Origin of the sequence: Mycobacterium genavense ATCC 51234, assembly GCF_000526915.1 — a bacterium.
Classification (GTDB): Bacteria; Actinomycetota; Actinomycetes; order Mycobacteriales; family Mycobacteriaceae; genus Mycobacterium; species Mycobacterium genavense.
Window position 1 is genome coordinate 233,732 of sequence record NZ_JAGZ01000005.1, and the last position, 18,633, is coordinate 252,364.

15 protein-coding genes and 4 pseudogenes are annotated in these 18,633 nt (G+C 66.1%); 9 read left to right on the top strand and 10 right to left on the bottom strand.

Annotated elements, in window-relative coordinates:
* Window position 1 precedes the first annotated feature (1 nt).
* Window positions 2-655 carry a hypothetical protein gene (locus tag T428_RS0113740; protein WP_025736939.1) on the bottom strand — a complete coding sequence of 218 codons (654 nt, stop codon included), beginning with the start codon at window positions 653-655 and terminating at the stop codon, window positions 2-4.
* Between the two features lie 138 nt (window positions 656-793).
* Here T428_RS0113740 and T428_RS0113745 point away from each other — a divergent pair, with 138 nt between their 5' ends.
* The 5 genes from T428_RS0113745 to T428_RS0113765 all read left to right on the top strand — a co-directional run bounded on the left by T428_RS0113745 (window position 794) and on the right by T428_RS0113765 (window position 5,545).
* Window positions 794-2,092 (top strand): adenylosuccinate synthase, encoded by a 1,299-nt coding sequence (locus tag T428_RS0113745; RefSeq protein WP_025736940.1) that lies wholly within the window; start codon window positions 794-796, stop codon window positions 2,090-2,092.
* A gap of 53 nt (window positions 2,093-2,145) precedes the next feature.
* Window positions 2,146-2,787, top strand: coding sequence for a PaaI family thioesterase (locus tag T428_RS0113750; RefSeq protein WP_025736941.1), 642 nt, complete (start codon window positions 2,146-2,148; stop codon window positions 2,785-2,787).
* Window positions 2,788-2,853: 66 nt separating this feature from the next.
* Window positions 2,854-3,915, top strand: coding sequence for an ATP-grasp domain-containing protein (locus T428_RS0113755; RefSeq protein WP_025736942.1), 1,062 nt, complete (start codon window positions 2,854-2,856; stop codon window positions 3,913-3,915).
* Window positions 3,916-3,929: 14 nt separating this feature from the next.
* The gene (locus T428_RS0113760; protein ID WP_025736943.1) at window positions 3,930-4,337 is read left to right on the top strand and encodes a rhodanese-like domain-containing protein; all 408 of its coding nucleotides are present in this window, start codon (window positions 3,930-3,932) and stop codon (window positions 4,335-4,337) included.
* The gene (locus T428_RS0113765; protein WP_036467991.1) at window positions 4,334-5,545 is read left to right on the top strand and encodes an O-succinylhomoserine sulfhydrylase; all 1,212 of its coding nucleotides are present in this window, start codon (window positions 4,334-4,336) and stop codon (window positions 5,543-5,545) included. Before T428_RS0113760 ends, T428_RS0113765 begins: the two co-directional genes overlap by 4 nt.
* On the opposite strand, the gene T428_RS0113770 is transcribed toward T428_RS0113765, so the two are convergent.
* A complete protein-coding gene (locus T428_RS0113770) occupies window positions 5,542-6,915 on the bottom strand; it encodes an NAD(P)/FAD-dependent oxidoreductase (RefSeq protein WP_025736945.1) in 1,374 nt (457 codons plus the stop codon). The genes T428_RS0113765 and T428_RS0113770 overlap by 4 nt on opposite strands.
* Window positions 6,916-7,002: 87 nt before the next feature.
* Window positions 7,003-8,708 (bottom strand): annotated as a pseudogene (locus T428_RS27995) (DHA2 family efflux MFS transporter permease subunit).
* A gap of 249 nt (window positions 8,709-8,957) precedes the next feature.
* On the opposite strand from T428_RS27995, the pseudogene T428_RS28000 reads away from it, so the two are divergent.
* From T428_RS28000 to T428_RS28005, 3 genes and pseudogenes are all read left to right on the top strand, one after another.
* Window positions 8,958-9,604, top strand: a pseudogene (locus tag T428_RS28000) (response regulator).
* Between the two features lie 54 nt (window positions 9,605-9,658).
* On the top strand, window positions 9,659-10,174 hold the full coding sequence (locus T428_RS34565; RefSeq protein WP_245604902.1) for a DUF4118 domain-containing protein: 516 nt from the start codon (window positions 9,659-9,661) through the stop codon (window positions 10,172-10,174).
* On the top strand, window positions 10,171-11,178 hold the full coding sequence (locus T428_RS28005) for a GAF domain-containing sensor histidine kinase (protein ID WP_245604903.1): 1,008 nt from the start codon (window positions 10,171-10,173) through the stop codon (window positions 11,176-11,178). Before T428_RS34565 ends, T428_RS28005 begins: the two co-directional genes overlap by 4 nt.
* A 6-nt stretch (window positions 11,179-11,184) precedes the next feature.
* On the opposite strand, the gene T428_RS0113790 is transcribed toward T428_RS28005, so the two are convergent.
* The 6 genes and pseudogenes from T428_RS0113790 to T428_RS36100 form a co-directional block, all read right to left on the bottom strand.
* Window positions 11,185-12,123 carry a class I SAM-dependent methyltransferase gene (locus T428_RS0113790; protein WP_025736946.1) on the bottom strand — a complete coding sequence of 313 codons (939 nt, stop codon included), beginning with the start codon at window positions 12,121-12,123 and terminating at the stop codon, window positions 11,185-11,187.
* A gap of 151 nt (window positions 12,124-12,274) precedes the next feature.
* The gene (locus tag T428_RS28010) at window positions 12,275-14,842 is read right to left on the bottom strand and encodes a type 2 lanthipeptide synthetase LanM family protein (RefSeq protein WP_051465235.1); all 2,568 of its coding nucleotides are present in this window, start codon (window positions 14,840-14,842) and stop codon (window positions 12,275-12,277) included.
* Window positions 14,800-15,096: a hypothetical protein gene (locus T428_RS33615; RefSeq protein WP_211243954.1), complete on the bottom strand. Its 297-nt coding sequence runs from the start codon at window positions 15,094-15,096 to the stop codon at window positions 14,800-14,802. The genes T428_RS28010 and T428_RS33615 overlap by 43 nt, the downstream gene beginning before the upstream one ends.
* A 657-nt stretch (window positions 15,097-15,753) precedes the next feature.
* Entirely contained in the window at window positions 15,754-15,879 is a 126-nt protein-coding gene (locus tag T428_RS35450; protein ID WP_281173865.1) for a hypothetical protein, read from the bottom strand.
* Window positions 15,880-16,129: 250 nt separating this feature from the next.
* Window positions 16,130-17,032, bottom strand: coding sequence for a cytochrome P450 (locus tag T428_RS28015; protein WP_211243955.1), 903 nt, complete (start codon window positions 17,030-17,032; stop codon window positions 16,130-16,132).
* An 85-nt stretch (window positions 17,033-17,117) separates the two neighbouring features.
* A pseudogene (locus tag T428_RS36100) lies at window positions 17,118-17,504 on the bottom strand (cytochrome P450); the annotation flags it as partial.
* 219 nt (window positions 17,505-17,723) lie between these two features.
* Between T428_RS36100 and T428_RS0113810 the strand changes: the two are divergent.
* Window positions 17,724-18,014 (top strand): CDGP domain-containing protein, encoded by a 291-nt coding sequence (locus T428_RS0113810; protein WP_025736947.1) that lies wholly within the window; start codon window positions 17,724-17,726, stop codon window positions 18,012-18,014.
* A 6-nt stretch (window positions 18,015-18,020) separates the two neighbouring features.
* Here T428_RS0113810 and T428_RS28020 read toward each other — a convergent pair.
* Window positions 18,021-18,623, bottom strand: a pseudogene (locus tag T428_RS28020) (hypothetical protein).
* Between the last annotated feature and the right edge of the window lie 10 nt (window positions 18,624-18,633).

An 18,633-nucleotide genomic window follows, 5' to 3' on the forward strand; every position in this document is an offset into this window, starting at 1 on the left:
ACTACCGGACTAGCAACCAGCCTTCGATGTGACGGTAGAACGTCGACCGTCGCGCGGACCGCGGCGCGGCGACGCCGTCGCGAACCACGACGACCCCGGTGCTGCCCAACTGCGCGGCACGCCCGCCAACCCACCGGCGCCAACGGCCGTGCACCGAGGCCCGCAGGCCCGGGACGGCCAGCGTCGGTTCGATGTAGACACCGGTGACCTCGCCGTCGAACAGCTGCGTGTCGTCGACGACGGCCTCGCCGTGAATCCGCGCCCGGCCGTCCGGTGGCAGCCAGCCGGCCCGGCCGACGATCACCGCGCCGGTCTCGTCGCGCACCAGGGTGACCCGTCCGGGCGTGCCGCGCCGGGCCCGCCGGGCCGCCCGCCGTCCCGTTTTCAAGCGGTAGATGCGGGTCGCGCGGGTGCGGCGGGCCGGCACGTAGGCCACTTCCACGTCGAGCCGGTCGGCGCGCAGCAGCCGGCTCAGCACGACGGCCAGCTCGGCGTCGCCGCCGACGACGACCAGCCTTCGGTACGGCCCGATCGCGGTGTCGACGTCGGCCGGGCTCTGGACCCGATGCAGCGGCAGGCCGCGCAGCGGACCGGGCGGTCGCCGGTCGCCGAAACACAACACGGCGTCGTCGGCCGTGTCCGCGGCGATATTCATGGGCTCCTCGCGACCTGCTGGGCTCGAGTTGAATTGCCTGGTTCCTCAGCGGGCCGCAAGCCGCCCGCATCGTCGCCAGGCTAAGGTTGGTCCCCGGCTGGACCACAATAAGCAGGCGAGACCAGGCGGGAGCATGTCATGCCGGCAATCGTCCTCATCGGCGCCCAATGGGGCGACGAGGGCAAAGGTAAGGCCACTGACCTGCTCGGCGGGCGTGTGCAGTGGGTGGTGCGGTACCAGGGCGGCAACAACGCCGGACACACGGTCGTGTTGCCGACCGGCGAAAACTTCGCGCTCCACCTGATCCCGTCGGGGGTGCTGACTCCCGGCGTCACCAACGTCATCGGCAACGGGGTGGTGATCGATCCCGGCGTACTGCTCGACGAGCTCAAGGGCCTGGAGGATCGCGGGGTCGACACTTCGCGGCTGCTGATCTCGGCCGACGCCCATCTGCTGTTAGCCTACCACGTGGCCATCGACAAAGTGACCGAGCGCTACATGGGCAACAAGAAGATCGGCACCACCGGCCGCGGCATCGGGCCGTGCTACCAGGACAAGATCGCCCGGCAAGGCATCCGGGTCGCCGACGTGCTCGACCCCGAGCAGCTGGCCCACAAGATCGAGGGCGCGCTGGAACTCAAGAACCAGATCCTGGTCAAGATCTACAACCGCAAGGCGCTGGATCCGCACCTGGTGGTCGACACACTGCTGCAGCAGGCCGAGGGATTCAAGCATCGCATCGCCGACACCCGGCTGCTGCTCAACACCGCGCTGGAGGCCGGCGAGACCGTGTTGCTGGAGGGCTCGCAGGGCACGCTGCTCGACGTCGACCACGGCACGTATCCCTATGTGACGTCCTCGAATCCGACCGCGGGCGGCGCGGCCGCCGGGTCCGGCATCGGCCCGACCCGGATCACCACCGTGCTCGGCATCCTCAAGGCCTACACCACCCGGGTGGGCTCGGGTCCGTTCCCCACCGAATTGTTCGACGAGAACGGCGAATACCTGTCCAAGACCGGCGGCGAGTTCGGCGTGACGACCGGTCGCCGGCGCCGCTGCGGCTGGTTCGACGCCGTCGTCGCGCGGTATGCCACCCGGGTCAACGGCATCACCGACTACTTCCTGACCAAGCTCGATGTGCTGTCCAGCCTGGAAACCGTGCCGGTGTGCGTCGGCTACCGCGTCGACGGTGCGCAGACCGACGAAATGCCGATGACGCAAAGCGATCTGCACCGGGCCGAACCGATCTACGAAGAGCTGCCCGGCTGGTGGGAGGACATCTCCGGGGCGCGGGAGTTCGACGACTTGCCCGCCAAGGCCCGTGACTACGTGCTGCGTTTGGAAGAGCTTGCCGGAGCACATGTTTCGTGCATCGGCGTCGGGCCGGGCCGGGATCAGACCATCGTGCGCCGCGACATCCTGGCGGCGCGCCCGTGAGCGATCGCAAGCGCGGCGAAGCCGGGCGCAGCGGGTCGCGAACCGACCAGTCTTTGACCGACCCTGATCCCAAAGAACTGGACCCCGAATACGAACACCACGGCGGCTTCCCGGAATACGGGCCCGCCAGCCCCTGCCCCGGATTCGGCCGGTTCGTCGAGGCCATGCGCCGGCTGCAGGACCTCGCCGTCTCCGCCGACCCGGCCGACGAGGTCTGGGACGACGGGGCCGATCGGGTCGTGGCACTGACGGAGTTGCTGGGGCCGTTCCAGGCTCAGGTGGAGGGCCAGGCGCCGGCGCGCCGCGCGCCCGACCTGCCCGGCATGGGCAGCCTGCTGCTACCGCCGTGGACGCTGACCCGCTATGCCCCTGACGGTGTCGAAATGACGGGGCATTTCACCCGTTTCCACGTCGGCGGCAACTACGCGGTGCACGGCGGCGTGCTGCCGCTGCTGTTCGACCACATGTTCGGGATGATCTCGCACGCCGCGGGCCGCCCGATCAGCCGCACGGCGTTCCTGCACGTCGACTACCGCAAGGTCACGCCGACCGACGTTCCGTTGCTGGTGCGCGGGCGGGTCACCAGCACGGAGGGCCGCAAGGCATTCGTCTCCGCCGAACTGGTCGACGGCGACGAGACGCTGCTGGCCGAGGCCAACGGCCTGATGGTGCGGTTATTGCCGGGCCAGCCTTGACGCGCTCGCCCGTAGCATTCAACTGTGAGCGAAGGACAGCGCGAGACCACGGCCGGGCCCCGGGTGATGTTGCTGGGTTCCGGCCAACTCAGCCGCGATCTGGCGACGGCCTTGCGACGCCTCGGCGCGCGGGTCGACGAGCAAGCCGACACCGACGCGCTGTCGGCGGCGATGGACCGGCTGCGACCGGACTTCGTGGTCACCGCCACCGGTGGCGTCTCGGCTGCGACCATCGAGGCGCTCGCGGCCCGCGCCGACGGCGACGGCGTCGAGTTGGTGCCCAACGCGCGCACCGTCCGGCTGACCAACGACCGTGAAGGCCTGCGCCGGCTGGCCGCCGACCAGCTGGGCCTGCCGACCGCGCCGTTCTGGTTCGTCGGATCGGTCGACGAACTCAAGGCGGTGGCCGCGCACGGCGGATACCCGCTGCTGGTCGAGGCGCTCGGCGGCCCGGCCGGCCGCTCAATCGTTTCCGGGCCCGCCGACGTCGAGCCCGCGTGGCGGCGCGCGGTGACCGAAACCGGGCAGCAGCGGGTGTTGGCCGAGACGGTGGTCGAGGTCGAGTTTTGCGTCACGCTGCTCGCAATCCGCAGCGAGGGGTCGAACGGGTCGGTGATCGAGTTCTGCTCGCCCATCGGGCATCGTCGCGCCGAATCCGACGTGCTGGAATCCTGGCAGCCCCAGAAGATGAGCCCGGCCGCGCTGGACGCGGCCAAATCGATCGCTGCGCGCATCGTCAAGGCCCTCGGCGGCCGCGGCGTTTTCGGCGTCGAGCTGATGGTCAACGGTGACGAGGTGTACTTCGCCGACGTGAGTGCCGTTCTGCCGCAAAGCACTTGGGTGACGCTGCGCAGTCAGCGGCTCTCGGCGTTCGAGCTGCAGGCCCGGGCGATTCTCGGCCTGCCGGTGGATGCGCTGATGATTTCGCCGGCCGCGGCGCGAAGCAGCTACCCGGCTGCCACCGCCGAGGCGTTGACCGCGGCGCTGGCCGTGCCGGAAAGCGACCTACGCGTATTCGATGCCGGACCGGGCCCGCGGCGCGGCGTCGCACTGGCCACCGCGCCGGATGTGGCGACCGCGCGAGACCGGGCCCGTGACGTGGCCGCGGCGGTGGGCGCGGGTCGTTAACTAGACTCCCGAGCATGAGCTACGCAGGAGACATCACTCCGCTCGAGGCATGGAAGTTGCTCAGCGACGACCCCAAAGCCGTGCTGGTCGACGTGCGCACCGATGCCGAATGGCGGTTCGTCGGGGTGCCCGATCTGTCGAGTCTGGGCCGCGATGCTCTCTTCATCGAGTGGAACACCTCGACCGGGCACAACGAAAACTTCCTGAGTGAACTGAAGGACCGGCTCCCGGCGAGGTCGGGGCCCGTGGTCTTCCTGTGTCGCTCCGGCAACCGCTCCATTGGTGCGGCCGAGACGGCGACCGAGGCCGGCATCGAGCCGTCCTACAACATCCTGGACGGGTTCGAAGGCAATCTCAACGCGGAAGGCCACCGTGGCGAAACCGGTTGGCGGGCAGTCGGATTGCCCTGGAAGCAGCAATGAGCCAGTCGGTCCGCACCCCGAAGGCACTGCCCGACGGCGTGGGCCAAGCCACCATCGGTGTGCGCGGGGGGCTGTCGCGATCGGAGTTCGAAGAGACCGCCGAGGGAATGTTTTTGACCTCCGGCTACGTCTACCCGTCGGCGGCCGCGGCCGAGCAGGCGTTCTCCGGCGAGTTGGATCGCTTCGTCTACTCGCGTTACGGCAACCCGACGGTGTCGATGTTCGAGGAGCGGCTGCGGCTGATCGAGGGCGCCCCGGCGGCGTTCGCGACGGCCAGCGGGATGGCCGCGGTGTTCACCTCGCTGGGCGCGCTGCTGGGCGCCGGCGATCGGTTGGTGGCCGCGCGCAGCCTGTTCGGATCGTGTTTCGTGGTGTGCAACGAGATCCTGCCGCGCTGGGGCGTGGAGGCCGTCTTCGTCGACGGCGACGACCTTGCCCAGTGGGAGCGGGCGCTGTCGGTGCCTACCCAGGCGGTGTTCTTCGAGACGCCGTCCAACCCGATGCAGTCGCTGGTCGACATCGCCGCCGTGACCGAACTCGCGCATGCCGCGGGTGCAAAAGTGGTGCTGGACAACGTCTTTGCCACACCGCTGTTGCAGCAGGGCTTTCCGCTCGGGGTCGACGTGGTGGTGTACTCCGGCACCAAGCACATCGACGGCCAGGGTCGGGTGCTCGGTGGCGCCATCCTCGGCAGCCAGGAGTACATCGACGGCCCGGTCCAGAAGCTGATGCGCCACACCGGCCCGGCGATAAGCGCCTTCAACGCCTGGGTATTACTGAAAGGCCTTGAGACACTGGCGGTTCGAGTGGACTCCAGCAATGCCTCGGCGCAGCGCATCGCGGAGTTCCTCGAGGGGCACCCGGCGGTGCGCTGGGTGCGTTACCCGTATCTGGCGTCGCACCCGCAGCACGACTTGGCCAAGCGCCAAATGTCGGGCGGCGGCACGGTGCTCACCTTCGAACTCGAGGCCCCCGGCAATGCCAAGGAGCGGGCCTTCGAGGTGCTGGACAAGCTGCAGTTGATCGACATCTCGAACAACCTCGGCGACGCGAAGTCGCTTGTCACACATCCGGCTACGACGACGCACCGGGCGATGGGGCCCGACGGTCGTGCCGCGATCGGTCTGGGCGACGGCGTGGTTCGGATCTCGGTCGGCCTGGAGAACACCGACGACCTGATCGCCGATATCGACCGGGCGCTGAGCTAGCCTGCGCGCTGTTCGGCCGCTTGTTGTTCGGCTTGGGCCATCGCTTCTTGCGTCTGCGCTTCCATCCAGTTGGTCACCACCCGGGCGTAAATCATCTGGTTGGTGATGGCCATCTGGCTCCGCGCGTCGCCCAAGAAGGTGATGAACCAGGCGATGACGGTGGTGAATCGGTTCTTGAAGCCGACGAGATACAGCAGATGTAGCCCCAGCCAGGCCAGCCAGGCGATGAAGCCACCGAACTCCAGCTTGCCGACCTGCGCGACGGCGCTGAACCGGGAGATGGTGGCCATGCTGCCCTTGTCGAAATAGGTGAAGGGTTTGCGGGTGGCCGGGTCGTCGGTGCCCTTGACCATGTACTTGATCAACGTCGCGGCGTAGCGCGCGCCCTGGATCGCGCCCTGAACCATCCCGGGCACGTTCGGCACCGACATCAGATCGCCGACGATGAAGACGTTGGGGTGACCCTTGACGGTCAGGTCGGGCTCCACGACCACCCGTCCGGCGCGGTCGACCTCGGTGCCGTCGGACTGGTCGGCGATGATCTTGCCCAGCGAGCTGGCCTGCACCCCCGCCGCCCACACCTCGCACGCACATTCGATGCGGCGCTTGGTGCCGTCCTTCTCCTTGATCGTGAGGCCCATGTAGTCCACGTCGTCGACCATCGCGTTGAGCTGGACCTCGACGCCCATCTTCTCCAGCCGACGTTGTGCCTTGAGACCCAGCTTCTCGCCCATCGGCGGCAACACCGCGGGTGCGGCGTCGAGCAGGATCACGTGGCAGTCGCGAGGCTCGATGGTCCGAAACGCGTCCTTGAGGGTGCGGTGAGCAAGTTCCTGGATCTGGCCCGCCACCTCGACACCGGTTGGGCCGGCTCCGACGACGACGAACGTCAGGCGGCGCTGGCGCTCGACGGGGTCATCGGTGAACTCGGCGGCCTCGAACGTGCCCAGAATTCGCCCGCGCAGTTCCAGGGCATCGTCGATCGTCTTCATGCCGGGCGCGTACGTCGCGAACTGGTCGTTGCCGAAGTAGGACTGCTGCGCGCCGGAGGCGACGATCAGGCTGTCGTACGGCGTCACGGTCTCCATGCCCATCAGCGTCGAGGTGACGGTGCCGGCCGCCAGGCTGACGTCGGTGACCTCGCCCAGCAGCACCCGCACGTTTTTCTGCCGTTGCAGGATCAACCTGGTGGCCGGCGCGATCTCGCCATCGGACAAAATGCCGGTCGCCACCTGATACAGCAGTGGCTGGAACAGATGAGTGGTCGTCTTCGAGATCAGGGTGACGTCGACGTCGGCGCGTTTGAGCGCCTTGGCCGCATTGAGCCCCCCGAACCCGCTTCCGATGACGACGACGCGATGGCGCGACATGAGAATCTCTCTCAGGTCGTTCGATCGGTGTGGCCTCTACAGTCTCCGCAGCGCAACTCCACCGTACGACTTCGACGAGATGAACGTTCAGTTGTCGCTGTGTGCGCTCGCTCTGATCGGCCTCATGCGAACCGAGGCGCGTGCGGCGGTTAGCCTGCGCTCGTCATGTCTGGCCCGCCCAGGACGCCGCTTCCTCGGCAGAAGCGCAGCGGGGATACACGTCAGCGCGACCAGGAAGACCGCGACGACGAACACGACGAAATAGGCGCGGGATAAATCGTGGAGTACTTCGCTCGCGAAGTCGGGGGCAAGGGGTCGACGGGGTAGGGCGGCCGGGTCGACCGGTACTCCGAGCCGGGCGGCATTCTGTCGCAGGATCGCGATCTTGGTTGCAGCGGAAATGTTTTCGCTGCGATTGAACTCGTTGGTCAGGATCACCGACATCAATGCGGTACCCACGGACCCGGCCATCTGCAGATTGACGGTGATCAGCGTCGAACCCAGCGCGATGTGATGCGCAGCCAAAGCCTGCACCATCGAGCCGGATAGCGGCATCATGGTGCAGCCCATACCCATGCCCATGATCACCAACCCGGCCAGCAGCGTGGGCAGGTAAGCCGCCTGTGTGGCGGCGCCGTAGGCGAAGGTTCCCATGCCCGCGCCGATCAGCGAGAGGCCGACGAGCACGACCCTACCCGGACCGCGTTTGTCCATGAACGTTCCGGCCAGCGGCATGGTCCCCATGGCGCCGAGTCCCATGGGGATCATGTGGATCCCGGACTGCAGCGGTGTCTGGTGCAGCACCTGTTGCAAGTAGCTCGGCAATAACACCCATGCACCGAAAAACGCGATGGCAAATAACAACATGGCCGAGTTCGCGATCGCGACCACGCGGTTCTTGAATAGCCGCAGGTCTACGAGCGGATGATCCGCACGGTAGAGGGCATGAACGACGAACCCGGTGATCAGTGCCAGACCGATCGCCACCGGAGTCCAGACCTGGCGGTCGGCAACGGTGCCGACGTCCGGGATGCACGACACCCCATACAAAAACGTCGCCACGCCAGGCGACAGCAGCGCCATGCCGAGGAAGTCGAAGGTTTTCGACGGCGTCGAGTGATCTGGCGGAAAACGATGTCCGCAAGCACGAACGCGGTCAGGCCGATCGGCACGTTGATCCAAAAGATCCACTGCCAGCTATGGGTATCGATGAGCCAACCACCCAGCACCGGCCCGCCGATCGGGCCGAGCAGCGTCGGGATACCCAGCACCGCCATCAGGCGACCGAGCCGCTGCGGGCCGGCCGCATGCGTCATGATGGTGAACGCCAGCGGCATCAACATGCCGCCCCCGAGACCTTGCACCATCCGAAATGCGATGAGTGAGGCGATGTTTGGGGCGTTTGCGCACAGCAGTGAGCCGAAAGCGAACGCCAGCACCGATCCCATGAACAGTCGCTTGGTGCCGAACCGGTCGGCCGCCCATCCCGCGAGCGGGATGACGGTGGCCAGCGCGAGTGAGTAGCCGCTCGTTGTCCAGGCGACGATCGCCTGGGTGGAATGGAATGCGCTGATGAAGGTGCGTTGCGCGACGCTGATGACGGTGATGTCCAGGTTCACCATCACCAAGGCGAGCACGCACACGCCGGCGATCCGAAACAGCGCGGCGTCCAGCTTGTCGGGATGGATATATGCACCGGTGCCCGGTTGGCCGCTGGAGGCGGCGGGCACCGGGATCTCGGCCGCAGGGTCGCACTCCCGTCGCCACGACGTGTGCGTCGAACCGGGTACCATCAGCCCCGTGCGATGGGTTGACACGGTTCCTCCGTAGTTAGGTGCTGCGCCCGGCCGGGCAGGGCGGTGGTCACTCGAGGCGGCCACGCAACCTGGATTCTTCCGGTCGACGGGATCCGGGTCGCCACCGCTGGCACCCGTTTCGAACCCGCCGCCAGCTTCACTTGGGCATACCTGCTACCTGCAATTACGCTCCCACTATCGCGTGGTGTCCTCAGCGAAGTGATCGACGTGACCGTGCAGCCAGGTTTGCGGGTCGTGTTAGCCGACGACGATGTCTTGCTGCGGGAAGGGCTGGCCAGCCCCTGCTGACCCGTTCGGGTTATCACGTGGTGGGCCAAATCGGCGACGCCGTGGGCCTGGTGGAACTGGTCCGTGCCGAACAGCCGGATCTGGTGATTGTCGACATCCGAATGCCGCCCACTGGCACCACCGACGGGCTCGATGCGGCGACGGCCATCCGCGCGGAGATGCCGAGTGTGGGGTTGCTGGTTCTGTCGGCCCACGTCGTGGTTGAACACGCGCTCCAGCTACTGGCCAGCGGCCGTGCTGTGGGATATTTGCTGAAACCTCGGGTTGCCGATGTCGCTGACTTTCTCGATGCGCTCGAGCGGATCGTCGACGGTGGATCGGTGGTCGATCCGGGTCTGATTCGCGAATTGGTAGCCGCGGGCGAACGCAACGATCCACTCGCCGCGCTGAGTTCACGCGAGAAGGAAGTGTTGGCCCTGATGGCAGAGGGGCGCTCAAACGCCGGCATTGCGCGGCGGATGTGGCTGGCAGAAGGCACGGTGGAAAAGCACGTTCGTAGCATCTTGACGAAATTGGGCCTGCATGAGGCCCGCGACGATCACCGCCGCGTCCGCGCGGTCGTCACGTTCCTAGAGGCTCGCTGACTAGCGATCACGGTGACCACGGCAAGACCACGAATACCGGGCCGGTTGAGGTCGATGCTGCTGTCACGATCACCACTGCCCACCGCGCCGGCGATTGCGGTAGCAGGCGGATTCATCGCGGTCGAAACGGTCGTGCTGCTGCTACTCAAGAAGCTCACCGGCGCCGACAACGCGTTCGGGGTCTTGTATCTGATCGGAGTCTTGGTCGTCGCAACCGGCTGGGGTGCCGGTATGACCGCCGCGATGGCGGTGATAAGTGCGATCGCGTATGCGCATTTCCGTCGTTGGCCCGACCATGGTCCGGGCCTGGCCCAGGTTCAGGACTGGGTCTTTTTCGTCGTCGTCGCCGTCGTCGCGCTGGTGGCGCACGCTTTGGCGCGCACCGTACGAACGCGGGCGGCCGACGCAGAGCAACGTCGGCAACAAGCCGAGGCGAGCCGCGAGGCACTCACCGCCCTGGCCGATCAACAAGCCGCGTTACGCCGGGTCGCGACATTTGGTGGCACGCAGAACGCCGGCATCCGAAATTTTCTCGGCGGTGGCGGACGAACCCACGATGCCTCGCGGTGACCGACGTGTCGCTGTGGCGCTATGAACCTGACAAGACCGCCACACTGATGGCCGCCCACGACTATCCGGGGCAGACCCAGCGGAAGCCGGTCGGCAGTCGCTGGCCCGTAGACGGCGAGAACATCATTGCCGCGGTGGCTGACACCGGGCGGCCTGCCCGAGTGGATGACAACGAAAATTTGGTCGGTGCCATCCCCACGCTCATCCGCGGGCTGGGGTTGCGCGCCGGGGTGGCAACGCCGATCTTCGTCGAACGCCGGTTGTGGGGCGCCGCGGTGGCCGGATCGCGCGAGGCGCGCCCACTGCCGCCGGACACCGAGCAACGGCTCGGCGAATTCACCGAGCTCGTCGCCACCTCCATCGCAAATGCCGAAGCCCAGGTCGCACTGACAGCTTCCCGCGCCCGCATCGTCGCCGCCGCCGACGATGCGGGCAGGCGGCTGGAGCGCGATTTACACGACGGTGCGCAGCAACGGCTCGTGTCTCTGGCGCTGCAACTGCGCTCCATCGAGGCCGAAGTGCCCGCCGAACTCGAGCCGCTCAAGGCACAAATGTCCGACGCCGTAGCCGGCTTGACCGCGGCGTCGGCAAATCTCCGAGAGATCGCCCGGGGCATTCATCCGGCGATCGCATCCAGCGGCGGTATCGGTCCGGCCCTCAGGGACCTTGCCCGCCACTGCCCCATCCCGGTCAAGGTCCGCGTTGAACTCAAGGGCCGATTCTCGGAATCGGCCGAAGTCGCGGCGTACTACGTTGTCGCCGAGGCGCTCACCAACGCCGCTCGACACGCGCATGCGTCCGGGGTAGAGATTGACGCCCACACCAACGGATCGGATCTGGTGCTTTCCGTTCGCGACGACGGCGCCGCGGGTGCCGACAGCAACAATGGGTCGGGACTCATCGGTTTGATCGACCGAGTGGAAGCGCTCGGTGGCCAGTTGAGCGTGCTAAGCCCGCCGGGCGGCGGCACCACACTGCGGGCCACGATTCCGTCTTCGGCCTGAATGCGTCTACAGTCGCTCCGCGGTCACAAACTCGGCGAACGCAGCCTTGTCGTCTGCCATCGGCACATCGACCCAGCGGCCCGCCCGGTGCATCGCGTCCAGCGCGCTCTGGCCCGCGGCTCGCCAACCGTGGTTGTTGAGCCAGTCGGCAACGATCGCCCGGTTCTCGTCGTGGTAGGTCAGCTCAAGCACGTCCACGGCCTCCTCGAAGCCCAGCGCGTCGGCGACTTCCTTGAATCGCTCGCGCATCTGGTCTTGTCTCTCGTCGCTGTGCCGGGGCGAGGTTTCGGCCGCCAGCCGGCTGCCCGCGGGGCTGAGCTCACCGATCTCGGCGAAAAGCTTGTCCTGCGCTTCAGCGGGCAGGTTCATCAACAGCCCCTCGGCCAACCAAGCGGTCCGTGCCGTCGGGTCAAAGCCCGCGGCACGCAGAGCGGAGGGCCAGTCCTGGCGCAAGTCGATGGGCACCGGGCGGCAATCTGCAGTAGGCGCCACCCCGTTTTCCGCCAGCATCGTGGACTTGTATGCCAGCACCTTGGGCTGATCGATCTCGTACACGGTGGTCCCGGTCGGCCAATCCAGGCGGTAGGCACGGGAATCCAGTCCCGACGCCAGGATCACGACCTGCCGGATTCCGCCGGCAACGGCGTCGTTGCAGTACGCGTCGAAGAATTTTGTCCGCACGGCGTGATAGTCGGGCGTGTGCGCGACGGTGGCCGCGACTTCGGCGTCGATAGCTTCGAGCTTGGCCACCATCGCCGGGTCGAGCATCGCTACGCATAACAGGTCCGCGTCGGCGTTGGCGACCAGCAATTTGGCGTACGGGTCGCGGACCAACGGGTCGGGCCGGTCGGTTTCGACAGCACGGGCCGCAGCGACCATCACCGCGGTACTCCCGACACCGGTCTTGATGTCCCAGGTGTCGTCATGGGTGCGCACTGCGCTCATGTCGTCTTCTTTCGTTGCATTGCGTGAAGCTGCACAGAGCGGCTTTGAGAGCCCTGGCCGCCGCAAACGGTAGCCCGACACGATCACCGGTGTCGTCCCTGCTGCCTGGCTTCTTAACCCCCTGGTACCCGGTAAGCAGCACTTAGCTTGTTCATTCCCAGATCAAGACGTTGGGCAGGGAAGGGTCGACGCGCCGCAGCATCGTATAGCCGACGCCGGCAATCCCGCGGAAAAGACCAAGATTGAAGCGGCTGATTCCGCCGTTACATCGATAGCTGCCGCTTGACCTCGCAGTCTGTGCAACCGCTAGCAGCCGCTGGGTGGCCGTGTCGCGCAGATCGGTCCGGCGGAGCACGTCGGCGGCTTCCCACAAGAATTCGATGCTGCCGAGCGTCCCGCAGCAGAGCGTGTCGGTCGATGCCGGCCAGGCCCGCTCTACCCCCACCAGCGCGCGGCGAATGTCCGTCACGATGGGCTGGCCGCGCAGCGCCGTGTGCTTTGTTATCGCCACCCTGGCCAGGCCGATGCCCGGTGCGCCACGACACCACTTACCGGACCATGTCGTGTCGGAGCCGCTAAATGTGTCTGGCCAATTGCTGCGCTCGGCATCAAAGCTCGCGTTCTCAAAGGCAATGCATTCCTCTGCAACACTTGCGAACTCATCACTTCCGGTCGCCGAGGCCAATACTGCCAGTGCGTAGGCGAAGCCCGCGGCTCCGCGCGGCATGCCGTTGAGCGGGCGGCCGGAACCGGGCGCAGGCCAGCTGCGGCGGCCGACGGGGCCAACGCGGGGCTCGGCTAGCAGATGCCTGCCGCAATTGGTTGCGCGCTCAAGTGCATCGCTGGAACCGGTCTGGCGATAAAGGCGAAGCAGGCCCAAAGCGGCGCCCGCGCTGCCGGCCAGGATGTCGAGTTGTCGATCCGCCGAAATGACGTCGGGGGCAATCAATTTCGCCGCCCGGTGAGCGTCCGATAGCACATCGTCGGCATCGAGCAGCGCGGCGATCACCGCGAGGCTGTAGACGATCGATCCGAGACCGAGCCCACCGCCCAGACCGAGCAAGCGTGCGGTCTGTGCTGGATTACGGCCTCGTAGGGTCTCGCGGAGCCGGGCCAGGGCGGCGATGGCGAGGTCCCGCGATGATGTGCTGCCCGCAACGGCAGCATGTGCGGCGAGAAAGAGTGCGATGCCGCATGTGCCGTTGTAGAAGTCGTCGCCGAGCGCAATCAGTTGTGAGATCTCGGAGTCGCCGAGCCAGTCGAGGCCGATCCAGGCCGCGCCAGGACCCTCGAAATGGGCGTGGCTGAATAGCGTTCGGGCGACCGTGTCGGCTTCCGCCACGAATACTTCGTGGCTGGGCTCACCCGTCGTGACGAGGCCGTGCAGCCGGTTGGGCTCGGCTTCTCGCGGTTTTTGTCTAAGGCTGTCGGTGCTCTGTCGAATCACCTCGACCTGCCACGCGATTTCCTCACTGTCGAGGTCGCGGAGGCGGGCACGCGCGCGGTCGAGGCCCGACGTCCCCCGCACCGGGATTGAAGTTCCGGCCGCGTCGCGGATTTCATGACCAACGCTGGTCATCGTGAAATGCGGCACGTTCAAGTCGACGACGGCCGCCCGTTCCAGGCGTTGCAGCGGCCACACGGGATCGTAGTCTTGCTGCCAATCCGCAAGTCTGGCGGCGAAGTCGGCCTGAGCAGACCAGATGGCACCGTCGTCCATCGTGCGGTGATCTTTGAGACGCTCCAGCAGCATGTAGTAGAACCTGGTCGGCCGGGCGACTTTGCGGATCGTCAATCCGGCGAAGCCGTCGAAAAGGTCGTCCCGACGCTGCCGGCGAAGGAACATCGCGTAGTCGTTGAAACCCGAGATGAAGTCATCGAGGTGATCGCCGAGCCGGGCATGGCGGCCCTCGATATGCGGCAAGTTTGAAATCGTGCCGCTGTCAGCAACTTTCGTCGGCCGCATCGTGTCGGAATTGATGTCGGTCCACATCAGCTTGACGCGAGGTGCAGGGTTTGAGGTCACTCCGCCGATCGAAAAGACTGTGTTGGAATGCTTGCCGTAGACGGGAAGCATTCCGATCTCCTGGACCGAGTTGCTGAGCTTTTCTGTCGCGGCCTGGTATGCCCGTCCCGCGCCGTCGTCGGAATCCAGGCCGCCGGGTGCGTCAGCCGCCTGGAGGATCATCTCGAGATCGATCGGTACGGGGTGCTCACCGCGGGCGATGATGTTTTCTTGATGCATGTCGACGCCGGCGAAGCAGTGGAAGAGCGCCAACCACCCCCCGGCTCGACGAAAATATCTCCGAAAGCTTTGCGGTTCTTGGCAACTCGTGTGATCGACAAATTCGGTCCAGCCGTAGCCGGCGCGCGCCAGCACACGTGGCACCTGCAGGTCGATCGGAGCGCTGCGGTTCAGTCGCTGGATGAGCGCGTACCACGCTCGGTCAACGGTGAGACCCTTCGGTTTGTACACGACTCGCGAACCGTCGTCGAAGCGAATGGTTCGGACACTGCGGCCGAAGTTGTGCGGATCAGAAAGGCCACCACCAATACTGGCTATTTCGCCGCACGTGTCGACTCCAAACAAGTCGTGACGAATCGCGGGCAAGTCGGCGTCAAGCCGTCTGACCAGTTCGGCTGATGCGTCGATCCACTGCCGGGTGAGCGAGGCCATCAGTCGCAGCAAGACGGGCTTGGCGTCGAACAGGCGACGCATTCCCCCGCCTGCATCTCGGAAACGAAATCCTGGTAGCGGGCCGTCGAACGGCTGTGCGCCCCGTCGGCGTGAACGATCAGGTCCGCGTCGTCCTTTCGCGCCTTGGCGAAACGTTCGTACATCGCGGGGGCCGCGAGGTCAGATAGATCGACCACGAGTGCCCGGCGCAGGCTTGCGCGCGCCCGCTCACCCACGGCGGGGTCGACGCGACCGCCAACATCGGACCAAAGACGTGCTTCCGCGTCGCGCACCACCGGTTCCAGTAAATCGTCGAACGCGCAAGACTCCGCTTGGGGCGCAAATGGTTTCGAGACTGTCCTGGTGGCGGTCTGCGATGCTTCACAGATCCAGACCGCGTCGTCGATCCACGTCGGTACCGGTCGGGCAGCGTTGCGACGGATGGTGGCGAACCTTGCCAACACGCCGTCGATCGATAGTCCGTCTCGTCCTAGCCGGCGAGCGAACAGCGACCAGTCGCCACTGGCCGAGGACCGGCACCATGCGGCGAGACGACGGGCGGCCAACTCGCTGTCGCTCTTTTGGCCGGGCAATTGTTCGAACGCGTCAGACAGCAGCTCGTCGATGGTCGCAGCGCGAAAAACGAGGCGCTCGAAGAAAGCTTCCATCGCGATCTCCCGGATCACGCCGAACCGGCGTCTGCGGCCAGCAGCCGCGAACTACGGCAAACAGTACCTGAAGTTTCGCTGTGACACTCGGAGTAGGGAATCCGATCCAGAGCCCGAATACGTCCTGGCCCGACGGTGCGCACCCAACGGCCGAGTAGCTCTTCTGCCACACCGGTTTTCGGCGGCCGTCTGTCACGAATCGCATTCCCCGCAAGGTCGGCAGTTCGGCGGGGAATGGGATTCGCCAATCAGGGGTGGACACTGGTGAGGAGTCCGAAGGCATTGTCACTTACATGTCGGCGTCAATATGGTGGCCACCATGCGCGTGGCGCCGGCACTTTCCAACGCTTCGTCGGAACAGCTGGGGGCGAGGATGTCCTCAATGCGGTCGAAGGTGATCAAGGTGCTCATAACGGTCTCCTTTTGTTCAATTCATGGATCCTCATAGCGCTCCCGAAGAAGGCGTTATGTGAACCTTTGGATGCCACAACGGTAGCCAGACTCGACCGTCGTTGTCCCCCCTGCTACCCGGCTTTTCGACCCCCTGCTGCCCGGTATTCGGCCGGGGCCGCCGCGGATATCAGCACGCCGGCTAGGCCCAGACGAAGTGGATGAAACCACATGCGGCGCAGCAGATCTCATCTTTCGTCGGCCGTCAGCCTCACCTTTCGATGCAAACCCGAAGTCGACAGGGCTCGGGCACGGGTCGCCACCCCAGCGCCAACGAGGCGCCGGGCTCCCGCTCAGCCTGCTCGCCGACCGGCTGCACCTGGCATTGGCGAAATAGCGTGGCCAGCACGACCCTCATCTCGTATTGAGCGAATGCCGCACCGAGACAACGGCGAACGCCACCACCGAACGGGATCCAGGTATACGTCCCGGCTCGTTGCTCGAGGAATCGGGCGGGCCGGAACTGCGGCGGGTCGGGGTAAATGTCCGGGCGCCGGTGCATGAGGTAGATCGAAGGCACCACCGTCACCCCGGCCGGCAACGGGACACCGCCAATTTCCATCGGTGCCTTCAGAAGCCGCGGGACCAGCGAGAAAACCGGCCGCAAGCGCAATGTCTCCATCACGACGGCATCGAGGAACTCGTACCCGCCCGCATGCACCTCGTCGACAAGTCGCGACTGCACGTCGGGGTGACCGACCACCCACTCCACCGCCGACGCGAGCGCGCTGGCGGTGGATTCGTGACCGGCCAACAGCAGCGTCATCAATTCGTCGCGGATCTCGACATCGCTCAACGGCCGGCCATCCGCGTGGCGGGCCCTCAGCAGCATGGACAACACGTCGGCGCGTTCGTCCAGGCCATCTGTTCGACGCCGGTCGTCGATCTCGGCGTAGAGCAAGCGGTCGACGGCGCGAAACATCTTGTGTGTCAGCGCTGCCCTGACGCGCTGGGGGCTCAGAACCAGCAACAGAAGCCGCCCGGGACTGCCCGTTGCCGTTGTCAGCATGCGCACGAGTTCCATCCGCAGCTGGTCGAGTCGCCCGCCCTCGGACAGCCCGAACACCGCGCGCAGGATGACCTCCAGCGTCAATGCCTGCATCCGGGTACGCACCAGCACGCACCTCGCCGTGCGGCCAGCGGGCGATTTCATTTTCGGCGATCGCGGTCATCGTGTCCGCGTAGGACTGCAAGTGGTTGCCGCGAAACGGCGGCACGAGTAGCTGGCGCTGTTGTTTATGCGCCTCACCGTCGAGCAGGAGCACCGAATTGGCGCCGACTACGGGCAACAGGATGCGATTGGCCTCCCCACCCCGCAGCAGCTCTGGGGGTCCGGTGAATACTTCTTTGACCGCGTCAGGATGGGACACCATCACCCAGGTCCCCTCACCGGCCAGTCTGAGAGTAAACGTGTCGCCGAAGCGAGCCGCCGAACGCTCCATGAACCTCCACGGGTTGGTCATCCACGCCGCAGTCTGAACGCTGACCGGGAGTCGGGGGCCCGGCAGGTGAGTCATGGGGCCTAAAGCCGCCGATCCACCAGGAGTTCGCACGCCGGCAACGCGTTCGAAGGTAACTGTGCTCATGCCAAGCTCCTTTTCGTTGAACCGGCGAAGTGCTAGATAGCGGGCACAACGCTAGCCCGACACGATCGCTGTTGTCCCCCCTGCTGTCCGGTATTCGGCAGCTGCCGCCGAAGGCCAATTCCGCAGTGTCACCTCGCCCGATCGGTCCGCATCGCCGGTCGGCCGTCCACCCGCAATGACGAGCTTTCGCCCCTCTGGCTGCGTTAGAGTCCCTACAGCATGAAGCAATTCATCGTGGTGGGACTGGCCACCGTGCTGTCGGCCGGCGCATTGGTCGGCGCCGCGCCCCCGGCCAACGCCGGCTGCCAGTTGGGCGGCGCCGTCATCAGCAAATGCGACGGTCCGGTCCAGGTCGACGGAACCTGGCAGCGGTGCGTCGTCTTTCCCCCCGCACCCGGGCGTGACGGTGCTCCGGTGTACGTCACCAATACCAACTGCCAGACGCTGGGTCCCGGCCAGCATTCGTCAAGCGCTGCCTTCGCAGACCCACCAACGCACATCGACGACTGACGCGGCTCACGGCCAGGCGGACGCGTTGCCCTTGTAGTTCCCGTTCAGCGCGGTACAGAAGTCGGAATTCGTGCCGGCGAGCAGCACGATGAAGTCGCCACCCTTGTCGTTGAATGTCTGTGGCGGATAAGCCCATCCGCTGTTGCACATTTGCGTCGGGCTGCCCAGCGAAGGCCTGCGTCAGTTGGACATCTCGCACGCCTTCATCGCGGCGACGTCCGGGTAGGCGCTCTTGGCGATGACGAGCATCGCGCCACCCCACTTGCCGTCATTGCGGCGGTAGCCGCGGGCGCCGAATCCGGCGTTGTCCTTCTGGCAGCCCAGCGCGCGCTGCAGCGCCATGAACGGCAGGGCGAGGTCGCGATCGTCGATACCGGCTGCGGCAGCGATGAATTGGGCCGTGTCCGAGCCGTCGACCTCTTGGACGTTGGGATCCTTGAGGCTCTTGAGTTGCTGCGACATCTGCGAGGCGTTGCCCCCGCCGCCGATGATGGGCCCGCCGTTGGTCGTCGTCATCGGGGGCAGCGTGCCGGTGGGATCGGCGACGGCACTGGGCATCGCCAACGCTCCCAGGGCCAGCGTGCCCGCAGCGATCGCTCGAATGCGCATGGCTGGAACT